Annotated in this window: 10 protein-coding genes, 2 pseudogenes and 1 riboswitch; of the genes and pseudogenes, 4 read left to right on the top strand and 8 right to left on the bottom strand. The window is 69.6% G+C overall.

Annotation, left to right across the window (positions count from 1 at the left end; genetic code table 11):
- From ACFWBT_RS35020 to ACFWBT_RS35050, 7 genes and pseudogenes are all read right to left on the bottom strand, one after another.
- The coding region (locus ACFWBT_RS35020) for a ribonucleotide-diphosphate reductase subunit beta (RefSeq protein WP_385706997.1) at nt 1-1020 on the bottom strand (1020 nt) is incomplete at its 3' end.
- Nucleotides 1020-3401, bottom strand: a complete 2382-nt coding sequence (locus ACFWBT_RS35025) for a ribonucleoside-diphosphate reductase subunit alpha (protein ID WP_385706998.1) — start codon at nt 3399-3401, stop codon at nt 1020-1022. The genes ACFWBT_RS35025 and ACFWBT_RS35020, both read right to left, overlap by 1 nt.
- 132 nt (nt 3402-3533) lie before the next feature.
- Nucleotides 3534-3683, bottom strand: a riboswitch (cobalamin riboswitch).
- Between the two features lie 208 nt (nt 3684-3891).
- The gene (gene mctP, locus ACFWBT_RS35030; RefSeq protein ID WP_385706999.1) at nt 3892-5502 is read right to left on the bottom strand and encodes a monocarboxylate uptake permease MctP; all 1611 of its coding nucleotides are present in this window, start codon (nt 5500-5502) and stop codon (nt 3892-3894) included.
- Nucleotides 5499-5762, bottom strand: coding sequence for a DUF3311 domain-containing protein (locus ACFWBT_RS35035; RefSeq protein WP_266762589.1), 264 nt, complete (start codon nt 5760-5762; stop codon nt 5499-5501). The genes mctP and ACFWBT_RS35035 overlap by 4 nt, the downstream gene beginning before the upstream one ends.
- 80 nt (nt 5763-5842) lie before the next feature.
- Nucleotides 5843-7482 (bottom strand): annotated as a pseudogene (locus tag ACFWBT_RS35040) (IS200/IS605 family accessory protein TnpB-related protein).
- Nucleotides 7479-8051 (bottom strand): IS607 family transposase, encoded by a 573-nt coding sequence (locus ACFWBT_RS35045; protein ID WP_385707000.1) that lies wholly within the window; start codon nt 8049-8051, stop codon nt 7479-7481. The pseudogene ACFWBT_RS35040 and the gene ACFWBT_RS35045 overlap by 4 nt, the downstream one beginning before the upstream one ends.
- Nucleotides 8052-8254: 203 nt before the next feature.
- Nucleotides 8255-9019, bottom strand: coding sequence for a GntR family transcriptional regulator (locus ACFWBT_RS35050; RefSeq protein WP_356461286.1), 765 nt, complete (start codon nt 9017-9019; stop codon nt 8255-8257).
- A 427-nt stretch (nt 9020-9446) separates the two neighbouring features.
- On the opposite strand from ACFWBT_RS35050, the gene ACFWBT_RS35055 reads away from it, so the two are divergent.
- The 4 genes from ACFWBT_RS35055 to ACFWBT_RS35070 all read left to right on the top strand — a co-directional run bounded on the left by ACFWBT_RS35055 (nt 9447) and on the right by ACFWBT_RS35070 (nt 14526).
- Nucleotides 9447-10730 (top strand): extracellular solute-binding protein, encoded by a 1284-nt coding sequence (locus ACFWBT_RS35055; protein ID WP_385707001.1) that lies wholly within the window; start codon nt 9447-9449, stop codon nt 10728-10730.
- Between the two features lie 146 nt (nt 10731-10876).
- A complete protein-coding gene (locus ACFWBT_RS35060; RefSeq protein WP_385707002.1) occupies nt 10877-11863 on the top strand; it encodes a carbohydrate ABC transporter permease in 987 nt (328 codons plus the stop codon).
- Nucleotides 11860-12753, top strand: coding sequence for a carbohydrate ABC transporter permease (locus ACFWBT_RS35065; protein ID WP_385707003.1), 894 nt, complete (start codon nt 11860-11862; stop codon nt 12751-12753). Before ACFWBT_RS35060 ends, ACFWBT_RS35065 begins: the two co-directional genes overlap by 4 nt.
- Before the next feature lie 9 nt (nt 12754-12762).
- The gene (locus tag ACFWBT_RS35070) at nt 12763-14526 is read left to right on the top strand and encodes a glycoside hydrolase family 3 protein (RefSeq protein WP_385707004.1); all 1764 of its coding nucleotides are present in this window, start codon (nt 12763-12765) and stop codon (nt 14524-14526) included.
- 390 nt (nt 14527-14916) lie between these two features.
- Here ACFWBT_RS35070 and ACFWBT_RS35075 read toward each other — a convergent pair.
- Nucleotides 14917-15011, bottom strand: a pseudogene (locus tag ACFWBT_RS35075) (glucosamine-6-phosphate deaminase); the annotation flags it as partial.

Consider the following 15011-nt stretch of genomic DNA (forward strand, 5'->3'; position numbering starts at 1 on the left):
GAGGTCGACCGTGCCCTCCACCGCGACCTGGTACGCGGACGGCCTGCGCTCGAAGAAGTTGGTCAGCTCCTGGACGCCCTGGAGCTCCATGAAGGAGAACGGGTTCTCGGAGCCGTACACCGGCGCGAAGCCCAGCCGCTGGAGGCGCTGGTCGGCGACGCACTCCAGGTACTGCCGCATCGAGTCGGTGTTCATGCCCGGCAGACCCTCGCCGCACAGGTCGCGCCCGAACTGCAGCTCGGCCTCGACGGCCTCGCGCAGCATGTCGGTCACCTGCTCCTGGAGCCGGTCGTCGAAGAGCTCCGGCTCCTCCTTGCGGACGGTGTCGACGACCTCGAAGGCGAAGCTCATGTGCATCGTCTCGTCGCGGAACACCCAGTTGGTGCCGGTCGCCAGGCCGTGCAGCAGACCCCGGCTGCGGAACCAGTAGACGTACGCGAAGGCCCCGTAGAAGAAGAGCCCCTCGATGCACGCGGCGAAGCAGATCAGGTTCAGCAGGAAGCGGCGGCGGTCGGCCTGCGTCTCCAGCCGGTCCAGCTTCTCCACCGAGTCCATCCACTTGAAGCAGAACTGCGCCTTCTCGCGGATGGAGGGGATGCTCTCCACGGCCGCGAAGGCCGCGGTGCGGTCCTCGGGGTCGGGCAGGTAGGTGTCGAGCAGCGTCAGATAGAACTGGACGTGCACCGCCTCCTCGAAGAGCTGACGGCTCAGGTAGAGCCGCGCCTCGGGGGAGTTGATGTGCTTGTACAGCGTCAGCACCAGGTTGTTCGCCACGATCGAGTCGCCCGTCGCGAAGAACGCGACCAGCCGGCCGATCATGTGCTGCTCACCCGGCGTCAGCTTCGCGAGGTCGGCGACGTCCGAGTGGAGGTCGACCTCCTCGACGGTCCAGGTGTTCTTGATCGCGTCCCGGTAGCGCTCGTAGAAGTCCGGGTAGCGCATGGGTCGGAGAGTCAGTTCGAAGCCCGGGTCGAGCAGGTTCTTCTCGGAGGCGGCCTTCTCGTTGTTCGTGTCGCTCATTACTGGCAGGCCTCGCAGGACTCGGGGTTTTCCAGGGAGCAGGCGACGGCGTCGGGGTCGGCGACCTGCTGGACGGGGATGGTCTTCTCGGGCTGCGCCTGGGCCTGGGCCGCGCGGGCGATGCGCGTCGCGGGACGGGACCGCAGGTAGTACGTGGTCTTCAGACCCGACTTCCAGGCGTAGGAGTACATCGAGGAGAGCTTGCCGATGGTCGGCGTCTCCAGGAACAGGTTCAGCGACTGCGCCTGGTCCAGGAACGGGGTCCGGGCGGCGGCCATGTCGATCAGGCCGCGCTGCGGGATCTCCCACGCCGTCCGGTACAGGTCGCGGACGTCCTGCGGGACCCAGGTGAAGCCCTGCACCGAGCCGCTGGACTCGCGCAGCGCCTCACGGGTCTGCGCGTCCCAGACGCCGAGCTTCTTCAGCTCGGCCACCAGGTAGGAGTTGACCTGGAGGAACTCGCCGGAGAGCGTCTCGCGCTTGAACAGGTTCGACACCTGCGGCTCGATGCACTCGTACACGCCCGCGATGGACGCGATGGTGGCGGTCGGCGCGATGGCGAGGAGCAGCGAGTTGCGCATGCCGACCGCCGCGATCCGCTGCCGCAGGGCGGCCCAGCGCTCCGGCCAGTTCAGCTCGACGTCGAAGTGGTCCGGGTGCAGCACGCCACGGGCGGTACGGGTCTTCTCCCAGGCGGGGAGCGGGCCGTTGCGCTCGGCGAGGTCCGCGGAGGCCTCGTAGGAGGCGAGCATGATGCGCTCGGCGATCCGGGCGGACAGGGCGCGGGCCTCGGGCGAGTCGAAGGGCAGGCGCAGCTTGAAGAAGACGTCCTGGAGGCCCATCGCGCCGAGGCCGACAGGACGCCACTTGGCGTTGGAGCGGCCCGCCTGCTCGGTCGGGTAGAAGTTGATGTCCACGACACGGTCGAGGAAGGTGACCGCGGTGCGGACGGTCTCGTCGAGGCGCTCCCAGTCGATGCCGTCACCGACGACGAACGCGCCCAGGTTGACCGAGCCCAGGTTGCAGACCGCCGTCTCCCCGTCGTCCGTGACCTCCAGGATCTCGGTGCACAGGTTCGAGGAGTGGACGGTGTGACCCGGCTCCGCCGTCTGGTTGGCGGTGCGGTTGGCGGCGTCCTTGAAGGTCATCCAGCCGTTGCCGGTCTGCGCGAGGGTGCGCATCATGCGTCCGTACAGGTCGCGGGCCGGGATGGTCTTCTTGGCGAGGCCCGCCTCCTCGGCCTTGCGGTACGCGGCGTCGAACTCGTCGCCCCACAGGTCGACCAGTTCCGGCACGTCGGCGGGGGAGAACAGCGACCAGACGCCGTCCTCGTTCACCCGGCGCATGAACTCGTCCGGGATCCAGTGCGCGAGGTTCAGGTTGTGCGTACGCCGGGCGTCCTCACCGGTGTTGTCGCGCAGCTCCAGGAACTCCTCGATGTCGGAGTGCCAGGTCTCCAGGTACACCGCGGCCGCGCCCTTGCGCCGGCCGCCCTGGTTCACCGCGGCGACCGAGGCGTCGAGCGTCTTGAGGAACGGGACGATGCCGTTGGAGTGCCCGTTGGTGCCGCGGATCAGCGAACCGCGCGAACGGATGCGGGAGTAGGACAGACCGATGCCGCCCGCGTGCTTCGACAGGCGTGCCACCTGGTGGTAGCGGTCGTAGATGGAGTCCAGCTCGTCCAGCGGGGAGTCGAGGAGGTAGCAGGACGACATCTGCGGGTGCCGCGTACCGGAGTTGAAGAGCGTGGGGGAGGAGGGGAGGTAGTCCAGGCGGCTCATGAGCCGGTAGAGCGCGGCGACTTCGTCCACCGAGCGGACCGTGTCGTCCTCGGCGAGGCCGGAGGCCACCCGGAGCATGAAGTGCTGCGGCGTCTCGACGACGCTGCGGGTGATCGGGTGCCGGAGCAGATAGCGGCTGTGCAGCGTGCGCAGCCCGAAGTAGCCGAAGCGGTCGTCGCCCTCGATGTCGATCAGCGCGTCGAGACGGGCCGTGTGCAGCCGGACGAACGCGGCCGTGCGGTCGGCGATCAGGCCCTCGCGGTGGCCGACGGCGACGGACTCGGAGAAGGTCGTGACGCCCTGGGAGGCGGCCTCCGCGGCGATGCTGATCGTGAGCAGGCGGGCGGCCAGCCGGGAGTAGGCGGGGTCCTCGGAGATGAGCCCTGCGGCCGCCTCGGTGGCCAGTTCGCGCAGCTCGGCCTCGTCGGCGCGGGCGGACCGGCCGCGCAGCGCCGCGGCGGCGACCCGGCCGGGGTCGGCGTCGGGGAGGTCGGCGGTGAGATCCGTCAGGGTCCGCAGCAGCGCGGTTCCGGGACCGTCGGTCTCCACCGGGGCCTGCTGCGCGGTCACTGAAGCCGGATCGGCTGGCGCGATGGTCACGTGGGACTCTCCCTCGCTCGGCACGGGGCCTTGCGGGGAGGCACGGGGCACACGGGAGCGCTTCTGGGCAGCACGCACCGCGTCCACCGGCCCATTCCGCGAGGCCCGGACGTCGTCGGCACCCGGGCCGGACGGCCGGGGCGCGCTGTCGGCAGGTCCTCGGACTGACGCGAGCGCGGTCGCGTGGGTACGCGAACACACACAAGTACACCGTTGCGGGACAGTTCCGGATTCGCACCGGATTCCCCTGCGGCGACAGCGACCATGAGCATACATCTTGTGCCGGGCTCCGGGAGTACCCCCACATGTTGTGTCGGGTCGGCGTCGGAGAGCGCTACGGAGTGTGCTGGAGCGTCAACTCGTAGGTGAGCGGCCGGATGTCGTCGGGCCGCTCACGAGGGCCTCGCCGCACCCTCCGGCACCCGGCGACGGGCCGCCGGATTCCCTCCCGGCGGCCCGTCGTCCGTGGTGAGTGACCTGTGGCTAGTGGCTAGTGGCTCGCGCCCGCCGTGGCCGGGGGGAGCTCCGTCTCGACCCCGGGGGCTCCCGCGTCGGCCGTGTAGTCCCCGGGCGACGTCTCGTCGATGCCGTCGGGGGCCTTGAACGCCCGCAGGGCGAAGGTGAGGACGACGGACACGGCCACGTTCAGGAGGAACGCCGTCAGGCCGATGTAGCCGATCTCCCCGATGCCGGGGATCTCCTTCGAGCTGCCGCCGAAGTGCTTCTGGGTCGGGGAGGCCACCCCGTAGGCGGCGATCGTGCCGTAGAGCATGCCGACCGCCCAGCCGCCGAGCAGCGCCCAGCGGTGGAACCAGCGGGTGAACAGGCCACCGACCAGCGCCGGGAACGTCTGCAGGATCCAGATGCCGCCGAGCAGCTGGAAGTTGATCGCGACGGTCTTGTCCATGGTCAGGACGAAGACCAGCGCGCCCACCTTCACCAGGAGCGAGACCACCTTGGAGACCTGGGTCTCCTGCCGCGGGGTCGCGTCCGGCTTGATGAAGTCCTTGTAGATGTTGCGGGTGAAGAGGTTCGCGGCCGCGATGGACATGATGGCCGCCGGGACGAGTGCCCCGATGCCGATGGCGGCGAAGGCCACGCCCGCGAACCAGTCCGGGAACATGTTCTCGAAGAGCTGGGGGATCGCGAGCTGCCCGTTCTGCACCTTCACGCCGGCCGCGATCGCCATGAACCCGAGCAGGGCGAGCAGGCCCAGCATCAGCGAGTACAGCGGCAGGATCGTGGTGTTGCGCCGGATCACCTCCCGGCTGCGGCTGGACAGCGTCGCGGTGATCGAGTGCGGATACATGAACAGCGCCAGCGCCGAGCCGAGCGCGAGGGTGGCGTACGTCCACTGGCCCGCCTCGGCGGGGACGAGCCCGCCGGCGCCCGCGGCCGTGTACTTGTCGCTCGCCGCCTTGAAGATCTCGTCGAAGCCGCCCAGCTTGATCGGGATGTAGATGATGGCCACCGCGATCACGATGTAGATCAGGGTGTCCTTCACGAACGCGATCAGGGCGGGGGCCCGCAGACCCGAGGAGTAGGTGTACGCGGCCAGCACGCCGAAGGCGATGAGGAGCGGCAGGTCCTTGACGAACCAGTTGGTGCTCTCGCCGCCGCCCACCCCCATCACGTCGAGGACGGCCTGGATGCCGACCAGCTGGAGCGCGATGTACGGCATGGTGGCCAGGATGCCGGTGACGGCCACGGCGAGGGACAGGCCCTTGGAGCCGAAGCGGCCGCGCACGAAGTCCGAGGTCGTCACATAGCCGTGCTTGTGGGAGACCGACCAGAGGCGGGGCAGGAAGGTGAAGATCAGCGGGTAGACCAGGATCGTGTACGGCACGGCGAAGAAGCCGGCCGCGCCCGCCGCGTAGACCGCCGCCGGTACGGCGACGAAGGTGTACGCCGTGTAGAGGTCGCCGCCGAGCAGGAACCAGGTCACCCAGGTGCCGAAGGACCGGCCGCCCAGGCCCCATTCGTCGAGGCTGTGTTCGTTGTCGGCCCTGCGCCAGCGCGCGGCCAGGAAGCCCAGGACCGTGACGGCCAGGAAGAAGAAGACGAAGACGCCGAGGGCGACGCCGTTCACACCGTCGTTCATGCTCCGGCACCTCCCTTCGCGGAGGCGCGGGCCCGCTGGTCACGCTTCCACAGCTGGTACGCGGTCACCGTCAGCGCCGTGGAGAGGACCACCCACAGCATCTGGTACCAGTAGAAGAACGGGATGCCGATGAAGGCCGGGTCGGTCTTGGCGTAGGAGCCGACCCACAGCATCGCGACGAAGGGCGCGAGCAGACAGAGGGCGATCACCGCACGGACCGGTGTCACCACCGGTGGTTTCACTTCGGGCAGGTCTGACATGGGTCGGCTCCGTCCCCTCATCGATCACCTGGGTAACGCGCAGGCAATCTAGGCGACGGTTCCGCGTTAGGGAACCGTTTCTAAGAACTGAGCGGTAGTGAGTCCTGTTGCCAGGACCGGTGCTCAGTCGCGTGTCCCGAACGGTGTTGGACACGCTGGTTCCCCGCTTTGACCGCACGGCCGGTCGCCGCCCTCTGGGGGCTGGTTCCGTACCGTGTCCGGCGAGTCCCTCGCGCTCCTGGGTGCCCGGTTCGGCCTGGACGTTCCGATGCCCGCCACCATCGCTCTGGTGGGTGCGGGGCGGTTTCGTCCGTCGCCGGATCGGGTGCCCGAGGGCGCGCCTTCCGATCGCGATGCCCGCCGCGTCGTGGCGGGTCATCGCACGTTTCTTGCTGGTCAGGGGGGTTTTCCAGTGCTCGGCGCCCCACTTGGAGGTGTACGCCGGGTCGACGGCGACCAGGGAGAGGCCGTGCTCGGCGGCCATATTCACCAGCCGGGCCTTGACCTTGCCGGTGGGGATGCCGTGGATGAGTTGCCGGAACCGCTTGCGGCCAAACCTCTCGCGGGTCTTCCCGTCGGAGAAGTCGAGGTCTTCGACAGCGATCGCGGTGACGCCGATCCGGGTGGCCCAGCGCAGCAACTGGCTGAGCGCGTGCCGCAGCTGCGCGTCGCGGTGGTCCGCGCTGCCGGTCAGGCCGTACCAGAATTGCTGCGGGTCGCCGACCGGGTTGCCGTGCTGGTCGAGGCGGTAGGCGGAGAAGTGGTCGGCGTTGGTGTCCACACCGATCAGCCCGCCTGCCCGCGCCGCCTCCAACCCGATGGCCTGCACGGCGGGGCGCTTCCACGAGGCGGTCAGATACCAGCGGCCCCTGGCCACGTCGTAGTGAATCTCGTACGCGATCGCCCGGTTCCCGGCGACACGGTCGGCCCACTCCGCGCCCCGGTATTGGAAGGCGACGCGGCTGGTCAGGACGTACCGGCCGTGCGGGCTGTTGGCCAGGTACTCCAGCGGCTTGGGCAGCTTGACCGAGACCTCGCCGTCCGGGGTGACGCGGATCGTTTCGTTCCCGAACCGCTTCCCCGACTCGCCGTCCGCGCTCAAGAACCAGCGGGCGGCCTCCCAGCGTTCCCGCCATCCGGTCTCGGTGAGGCCGGCGGCGGCCAGGTTGTGCCGGTTGTTCGCGAGGCGCTTCCCGCCGCGCACGACGTGCACCCGCCCGGTCGCGATGTCCTCCTGAACGGCCGCGAGACGGGCCTTGAGGATGTGGAGCCGGCGGGATTTGTGGAACCACTCCGCCTGCGAGCGGTAGCCGCCCGGCCTGCCCCTGGCGCCCTTCGCCCCGACCGGGAGGGACAAGCGGTGCATAAGCACGCGGATGCCGTCGGCGAGCTTGTCCCGGTACGCGAGCTGGCCACTCCGGGCCAGGGCGTACTGGTCGTGGGTGCCCTTCGTGACGGCACCGGCCCAGCGGGACGACGACCTGGCAGTCAGCTCCTGCTTGCGGGTGGCCCAGGTCCGGCTGGTGCGCTCGAAGCCGGCCCGCGAGTACAGGGCCAGGTCGGCGGTGGCGAGGCCGCCCATGTGGGCACCGACGAGACGCAGAACCTCGTCGTCCTTTGGGGTGAGGTCTTTGAGGCGGTCGCGGATCGCGACGCCCGTACGGTCCTGGACCACGAACGGGCCCCGGACCGCACGCAACGGCTTCTTCCGCTCGCTCACTTCGCGGCCGCCTCAAGCGCTTTCTGCGCACGGTTCCTCGCGGAGCGGCGCCCATACAAGCGGGCACAGAACGAGGTCAAGACCTCGGTCATGTCGCGGACCAGGTCATCTTCGACCTCGCCGTCGTCAAGGATGACGAGGCGACGGCCATGCGCGGCCAGTGCTGCCTCGACGAGCTCGGTGTTCATCCGCCCGAGGCGGTCCTTGTGCTCGACGACCACCGTGGTCACGGCCGGGTCGGCCAGCAGTCGGCGGACCTTCACCCGACCGCCGTTCATGCCCGAGGCGATCTCCGACTCGGTCCGCACCACCCGGTGCCCGGCCTTCGCCGCCCACTCCACGAGCCGCGCGGTCTGCCGCACCAGGTCAGCCTTCTGGTCCTGGGAGGAGACCCGCGCGTACAGGCCCACGCCCCCGACGACATCAGCGACCTGGTTGGCCTCGATATTCACCAGGATCGTGCGCGGGCCCACCCGCTCCGCAGGTACCGGCAGCGTTCCATCACGAAACCAGCGGCGCGCTGTCTGCGGATGGACGCCCTGGGCCTTCGCCCACTCGGTCAGATTCACAAGCCAGACCGTAGAGGCCACTCACTCATGAACGCTCATGAGCGCTCGTTCTTCGCTAGATCGAGTGCAGTTCAAACCCCCGCCGGACGGCGGGTGTGGAGGGTTCGTGAGGGTGGGCGCGGGGCCCCTCATCAGGAGCGGAACCCCTCGGAGGGGTAAGGGTCCTGACGGCCCGTCCGGGCCTGCGCGCCACCCCGCGTGGATCAGTCCTGCGGACGCTTGAGGCGGGCGACGAACTTGTACCGGTCTCCCCGGTACACCGACCGCACCCACTCCACCGGCTCGCCCTGCCGGTCGATCGAGTGGCGGGAGAGCATCAGCATGGGCAGGCCCACATCGGTGCCGAGCAGCCCGGCCTCGCGCGGGGTCGCCAGCGAGGTCTCGATGGTCTCCTCGGCCTCGGCGAGATGGACGTCGTAGACCTCGGCGAGCGCGGTGTAGAGAGAGGTGTACTTGACGAGCGACCTGCGCAGGGCGGGGAAGCGCTTGGCGGAGAGGTGGGTCGTCTCGATGGCCATCGGCTCGCCGCTCGCGAGGCGCAGCCGCTCGATGCGCAGCACCCGGCCGCCGGCCGAGATGTCGAGCAGGCCGGCGAGGGTCTCGTCCGCGGTGATGTAGCCGATGTCCAGCAGCTGCGAGGTGGGTTCGAGGCCCTGGGCGCGCATGTCCTCGGTGTACGAGGTCAGTTGGAGCGCCTGGGAGACCTTCGGTTTGGCGACGAAGGTGCCCTTGCCCTGGATGCGTTCGAGGCGGCCCTCGACGACCAGCTCCTGAAGGGCCTGCCGCACCGTGGTGCGCGAGGTGTCGAACTCGGCGGCGAGGGTCCGCTCGGGCGGTACCGGCGTACCGGGCGGCAGTGTCTCCGTCATGTCGAGCAGGTGCTTCTTGAGGCGGTAGTACTTGGGCACGCGCGCGGTACGGATGGGCGCCCCACCCTCGTTCTCCGCACTGCTGACGTCGGTGCTCATGCTCTGCCTTCCCGGCTCCGGATGCCGAAGCGACCGACCTACCGTCGGCCACGGCTCACATCGTGGCACGGCTTGACGTGCGAGTGTCCCCCGCACGCTCCGTGATCCCCTCTATATACCGTCGGCGTACTCGTTGGTCTAGTCCATCGCGCGCAGACGGCCGTGCGGGCGACTCCGTGGGCGGCCCCTCCGCGGGCCGTGAACAGGCCTGCTGTTTATGCCGCTTACCTACTTAAAGGTCCTTGCATATGTAGGTCCCATAACGGACGACTGGACGGGCTTACGCACCCTTGACACCCCTCTAGGTCTAGGCCAAGCTCCCCGTACTGGTCTACACCATTGGTCCAGTCCCGGCCCCACGGGCGGTACACGGCGTTATGTCACCGCGGGGAGCAGGGGGGTTTGTGGCATCCCTGAGGAGGGTGGCGTGAAGCGCAAGCTGATAGCCGCGATCGGTATCGCGGGCATGATGTTCTCCATCGCGGCGTGCGGGAACGACGACAAGTCCGGGGGGTCGGACAAGGGCGCGGACGCGAAGGAGCTGACCGTCTGGCTCACGGTCGACGCGCAGAACAACTGGCCCGAGCTGGTCAAGGCGGCCGATGCGGCGATCAAGGCGAAGCACCCCGGCATCAAGATCAACCACGAGTACTACGGTTGGCCGGACAAGAACACCAAGCTCGACGCCGTCCTCGCCACCGACAAGGCGCCCGACGTGGTCGAGATGGGCAACACCGAGATGCTCGGCTACATGGTCAAGGGCGCCTTCGCTCCCCTGGACACGGCCAAGTTCGAGAACGCGGACGCCTGGCTGGACGGCCTCAAGGCCTCCGTGACCTACGACGGCAAGACCTACGGCGTGCCGTACTACGCCGGTGGCCGCGTCGGCAACTGGCGCAAGGACCTCGCCGCGTCCGTCGGCGTGAAGACCCCGCCGAAGACGTACAAGGAGCTCACCTCCGCCCTGGACAAGATCCAGAAGAAGCAGGGTGACAAGTTCAGCGCCTGGTACCAGCCCACCCGCGACTGGTACGCGGCGATGTCCTTCGTCTACGACGCCGGCGGCTCCATCGCGAAGGAGGAGGGCGGCCAGTGGAAGGCCAACCTCTCCTCGCCGGAGTCGGTCAAGGGCCTCACCGAGTTCAAGAACGTCGTCGACGCGTACATGCACGGCGACAAGACCAAGGACGAGTCCGACCGCTACATCGTCTACGGCCAGGGCAAGTCCGGCATGATCTTCGGCGCCGCCTGGGAGGGCGCGACCGCCGAGGACCCGAAGAGCGACAAGACCGGCAAGCTCAAGGGCAACCTCGAGAACTTCGTGATGCCCGGCCCGTCCGGCAAGAACCTCCCGGTCTTCCTGGGCGGCTCCGACCTCGCCGTCCCGGTGAAGTCGAAGGCGCAGGCCGTCGCCGCCGAGTGGATCAACGCGTTCACCGGCGCCAAGGGCCAGAAGGGCCTGATGGGCAAGGGCAACCTGCCCAACAACAAGACCGACCTCGCGACCCTGAAGAACGACCCGGCGACGGTCGTCCCGGCCACCGCGGCCGAGTCCAACTGGTTCGTCCCGATGGCGCCGGGCTGGGGCCAGGTCGAGAAGGCCCAGGTCCTGCAGACCATGCTGCAGAGCATCGGCACCGGCAAGAAGTCGGTCGAGGACGCCGCGAAGGAAGCGGACGCCAAGATCGACAAGGTCATCAACACCAAGTGACCTGAGTGCGGGGCCCCGTCGGTCCTCCTTCACGGAGGGACGGGGCCCTGCCTCCCGTACGGCCCGGCCCGGGGCTCGTCCCCGCGGCGCCCGGCCGTGCGGGCCTTCGCTTTCGTACGACCTGAGGGACCGCTGAGGAGCGCGCGATGAGTGCCGCAGACACGACCACCCCCGCCAAGGTGCCGCCTCCGCGGCAGGCACCGCCACCGGCCGTCCCCGAGGCGCCACGCGTCAAGCGGACCTCGGGCACCACGGCGGCCCCCTGGGCCCTGCTCGCCCCGTGCCTGCTGATCCTCGCGCTGGTCCTCGGCTATCCGCTGGTGCGCCTGGTCACGCTCTCCTTCCAGAAGTTCGGGCAGTCCCAGCTCTGGGGCTTCCAGCCGGCCGAGTCGGTCGGCTTCGACAACTTCTCGAAGGTGCTCGGGGACGGCGAGTTCTGGGCGGTGGTCATCCGGACGATCGTGTTCGCCGGCGGGGCCGTCGTCTTCACGATGGTCATCGGCATGCTGATCGCGCTGCTCCTCCAGCGGGTCTCGGGCTGGGTGAAGACGCTCATCAACATCGTGCTGGTGGCCAGCTGGGGCATGCCCATCATCGTGGCCACCACGGTCTTCAAGTGGCTCTTCGACTCCGACTACGGCGTCCTCAACGCGCTGCTCAGCAAGCTCCCCGGCGTCGACATGATCGGCCACAACTGGTTCGCGAGCGGCCCGCAGGGCCTGGCCGTGATCATGCTCCTGGTCGTCTGGGGCGCGGTGCCGTTCGTCGTCATCACGCTCAGCGCGGGACTCACTCAGGTGCCCGCGGAGCTGGAGGAGGCCGCACGGCTCGACGGCGCGGGCGCCTGGGGCGTCTTCCGCTATGTGACGGTGCCGATCCTCAAGCCGATCATCGTGATGCTCACGACCCTCTCCGTCATCTGGGACATGGGTGTCTTCCCGCAGGTCTTCGTCATGCGCAACGGACACCCCGAGGCCGAGTTCCAACTGCTCACCACGTACTCGTACGACCGCGCCTTCGTCGTCAACGACTACGCGCAGGGATCGGCGATCGCCCTGCTGACCGTGCTGCTGCTCCTGGGCGTGGTCGCCGTGTACATGCGTCAGATGCTGAAGATCGGAGAGGTCGAATGAGCGCCGTCGCCACGCCCGGGCGCGCGTCCGCCGCGGGGCGGAAGTCCTCCGGGCCCCGCAAGTCCTCCGGGCCCCGCAAGTCCAAGCTCGGCTGGAACCTGCTCGGGCTGCTGGTCTTCCTCACCGCGGGCTTCCCCGTCTACTGGATGTTCAACACGGCCTTCAAGCCGGCCAAGGACGCCATCGACCCCGACCCGAGCCTGTTCCCCACGGGTCTGACGCTCGACAACTTCCGCCGCGCGCTGGACATCGCCGACTTCTGGGGCCCGGTGGGCCGCAGTCTCGTCGTGTCGCTCGCCGTGGTCGTGATCGGCATCGTGGTGGGGATGCTGGCCGCGCTGGCCATCTCCCGCTTCGCCTTCCGCGGCCGCAAGGTCGTGATCGTCGGCATTCTCGCGGTCCAGATGGTCCCGCTGGTCGCCATGATCATCCCGGTCTTCCTGCTGCTGAACGACCTCGACCAGTACGACAAGCTCTCCGGTCTGATCATCACGTATCTGACCTTCATCCTCCCCTTCACGGTGTGGACGCTGCGCGGCTTCATCGTCAACATCCCGAAGGAGCTGGAGGAGGCGGCGATGGTCGACGGGTGCAGCCGCACGGGCGCCTTCATCCGCGTGGTCTTCCCGCTGCTGGCTCCCGGCATGGTCGCGACGTCCGTCTACGCCTTCATCCAGGCGTGGAACGAATACCTCTACGCCCTGATGCTGATGAGTCAGAAGAACCAGACCGCCACCGTCTGGCTCGGCAATTTCACCACCAAGCACGGCACCGAGTACGCCCCGATGATGGCCGGATCCACCATGATGGCCGTGCCGATCGTCGTCCTGTTCCTCCTTGTCCAGCGCAAGATGGCCGCGGGTCTGACCGCGGGCGCCGTGAAGGGATAACGCCTCCCGATGACGACATTCGCCAGTGGTACCACTGCGTCCAATTCAAAGGATGGCCTGACGCGCGACGCCCTCACCGTGCTCCAGCCCGGATTCACCGGGACCACGGCGCCGGACTGGCTGCTCCGCCGCCTCGGTGAAGGCCTCGCCTCCGTCGGCCTGTTCGGCCGCAACATCGCCTCGCCCGATCAACTGGCCGCCCTGACCGCCCAGTTGCGCGCCGAACGCGACGACGTCCTCGTCGCCATCGACGAGGAGGGCGGCGACGTCACCCGCCTGGAGGTGCGCACCGGTTCGTCCTTCCCGGGCAACCACGCGCTGGGCGCAGTCGACGACGTGTCGCTCACCGAGGACGTCGCCCGCGAACTCGGCCGCCGGCTGGCCGCGTGCGGAGTGAACCTCAACTGGGCGCCGTCCGCCGACGTGAACTCCAACCCCTCCAACCCGGTCATCGGCGTACGGTCCTTCGGCGCCGACACCGACCTGGTGGCCCGGCACACGGCCGCCTACGTCACCGGCCTCCAGGCCGCCGGCGTCGCCGCCTGCACCAAGCACTTCCCGGGCCACGGGGACACCGCGGTGGACTCCCACCACGCCCTGCCCCGCATCGACGCGGACCTGTCGGTCCTCCAGTCGCGCGAGTTCGTCCCGTTCCGGGCCGCGATCGCCGCGGGCAGCCGTGCCGTGATGAGCGCGCACATCCTCGTCCCGGCCCTGGACCCGGACCGCCCGGCCACCCTCTCGCGCCGCATCCTCACGGGCCTGCTGCGCGAGGAACTCGGCTACGACGGCCTCATCGTCACCGACGGCATGGAGATGCAGGCCATCTCCGCGACGTACGGCATCGAGCGGGGCAGCGTGCTGGCCATCGCGGCCGGAGCCGACGCCATCTGCGTCGGCGGCGGACTGGCGGACGACGACACCGTGCGCCGCCTCCGCGATGCCCTGGTCTCCGCCGTCCGTGCCGGCGAACTCTCCGAGGAACGCCTCGCGGACGCGGCGAACCGGGTGCGGGCGCTGGCCGAGTGGACGGCCGCGGCCTCCGCCATGTCCAGGACCGCGACGGCCGCCTCCGCGACGGCCGCCTCCGCCTCGGCGTCCGGGACCGCGGCCGGAACCGCCGCGGCCGCGCCGCGCGCCGTGGTGACCGGCGGGAGCGGCACCGTCCCCGGCGCGCACCACACAAATGGCTTGAACGGTTCGAACGTTTCGAACGCCACGGGCGGCCCGAACGGCACGGGCGGTTCGAATGCTTCGAACGACTCGGGCGGCTCGCTCGGTACGGGTGACTCGAACAGTACGGCTGACTCGAACGGTACGGGCGGAGCCGTCGATGTCGGCCTGGTCGCGGCCCGGCGCGCGCTCACCGTGACCCGCTCGGCGTCGTACACCCCGCTCACCGGCGCCCCCTTCGTCGCCGTGCTCACCCCGGTCGCGAACATCGCCGTCGGTGACGAGACCCCCTGGGGTGTGGCCGCCGAGCTGGCCCGGCTGCTTCCCGGCACCGAGAACGGCGGCTTCACCGGCGAGGACGCGGGCTCCTCGGCCCTCGCCGCCGCGGGTGCGCGGCCCCTCGTCGCGGTCGTCCGTGACGAACACCGCCATCCCTGGATGGCGGCGGCCCTCGACACGCTTCTCGCGTCCCGCCCCGACACCGTGGTGGTCGAGATGGGCGTTCCCCAGTCGGCGCCCCGGGGTGCCCTGCACATCGCCACCCACGGCGCCGCGCGGGTGTGCGGCCAGGCGGCGGCGGAGGTCATCGCGGGGGAGTAGCGGACCGCCCCTCGGGCCACACGCACGAATGCCGGGCCTCCCCAGGGAGGCCCGGCATCCATGCGTTCACCGCTCGGGGACACGCCCGCGGCGCCGGACCGCGAAGCCCGGGCACGATCCGTGCGGCTTGGACGCGATCCGCGAAGCCGGGCACGATCCGTGCGCCCGGGCGTGATCCGTGAAGCCCCGGCACGGTCCGTGCGGCCGGTGCAGCCAGGCGTGAGCCGCGAAGCACCGGCACGGTCCGTGCGGCCGGTGCGGTCAGGCGCGATCCGCGAAGCCCCGGCGCGATCCGTGCGGCCGGTGCGGCAGGGCGTGATCCGCGGCACCGGGCACGATCCGTGCGGCCCGGCGTGGGCCTGGTGACCGGAAAAGGCGCCGGGGTCTGTCCTAGATGCCCTGCCAGTCCGGCTTGGCGGCGAACGTGTGGCGGAAGTAGTCCCCGAGCTTCAGCTTGGACGCGGCGGCGTCGTCGACGACCACCG

Source organism: Streptomyces sp. NPDC060027, from assembly GCF_042737005.1.
In the GTDB taxonomy this organism is placed as follows: domain Bacteria; phylum Actinomycetota; class Actinomycetes; order Streptomycetales; family Streptomycetaceae; genus Streptomyces.

Bases quoted from the DNA above. Each gene is read 5' to 3' on its own strand.
- ACFWBT_RS35050 (WP_356461286.1), bottom strand. From the start codon at position 9,019: ATGAGCACCGACGTCAGCAGTGCGGAGAACGAGGGTGGGGCGCCCATC.
- ACFWBT_RS35035 (WP_266762589.1), bottom strand. From the start codon at position 5,762: ATGTCAGACCTGCCCGAAGTGAAACCACCGGTGGTGACACCGGTCCGT.
- ACFWBT_RS35070 (WP_385707004.1), top strand. From the start codon at position 12,763: ATGACGACATTCGCCAGTGGTACCACTGCGTCCAATTCAAAGGATGGC.
- mctP (WP_385706999.1), bottom strand. From the start codon at position 5,502: ATGAACGACGGTGTGAACGGCGTCGCCCTCGGCGTCTTCGTCTTCTTC.
- ACFWBT_RS35060 (WP_385707002.1), top strand. From the start codon at position 10,877: ATGAGTGCCGCAGACACGACCACCCCCGCCAAGGTGCCGCCTCCGCGG.
- ACFWBT_RS35065 (WP_385707003.1), top strand. From the start codon at position 11,860: ATGAGCGCCGTCGCCACGCCCGGGCGCGCGTCCGCCGCGGGGCGGAAG.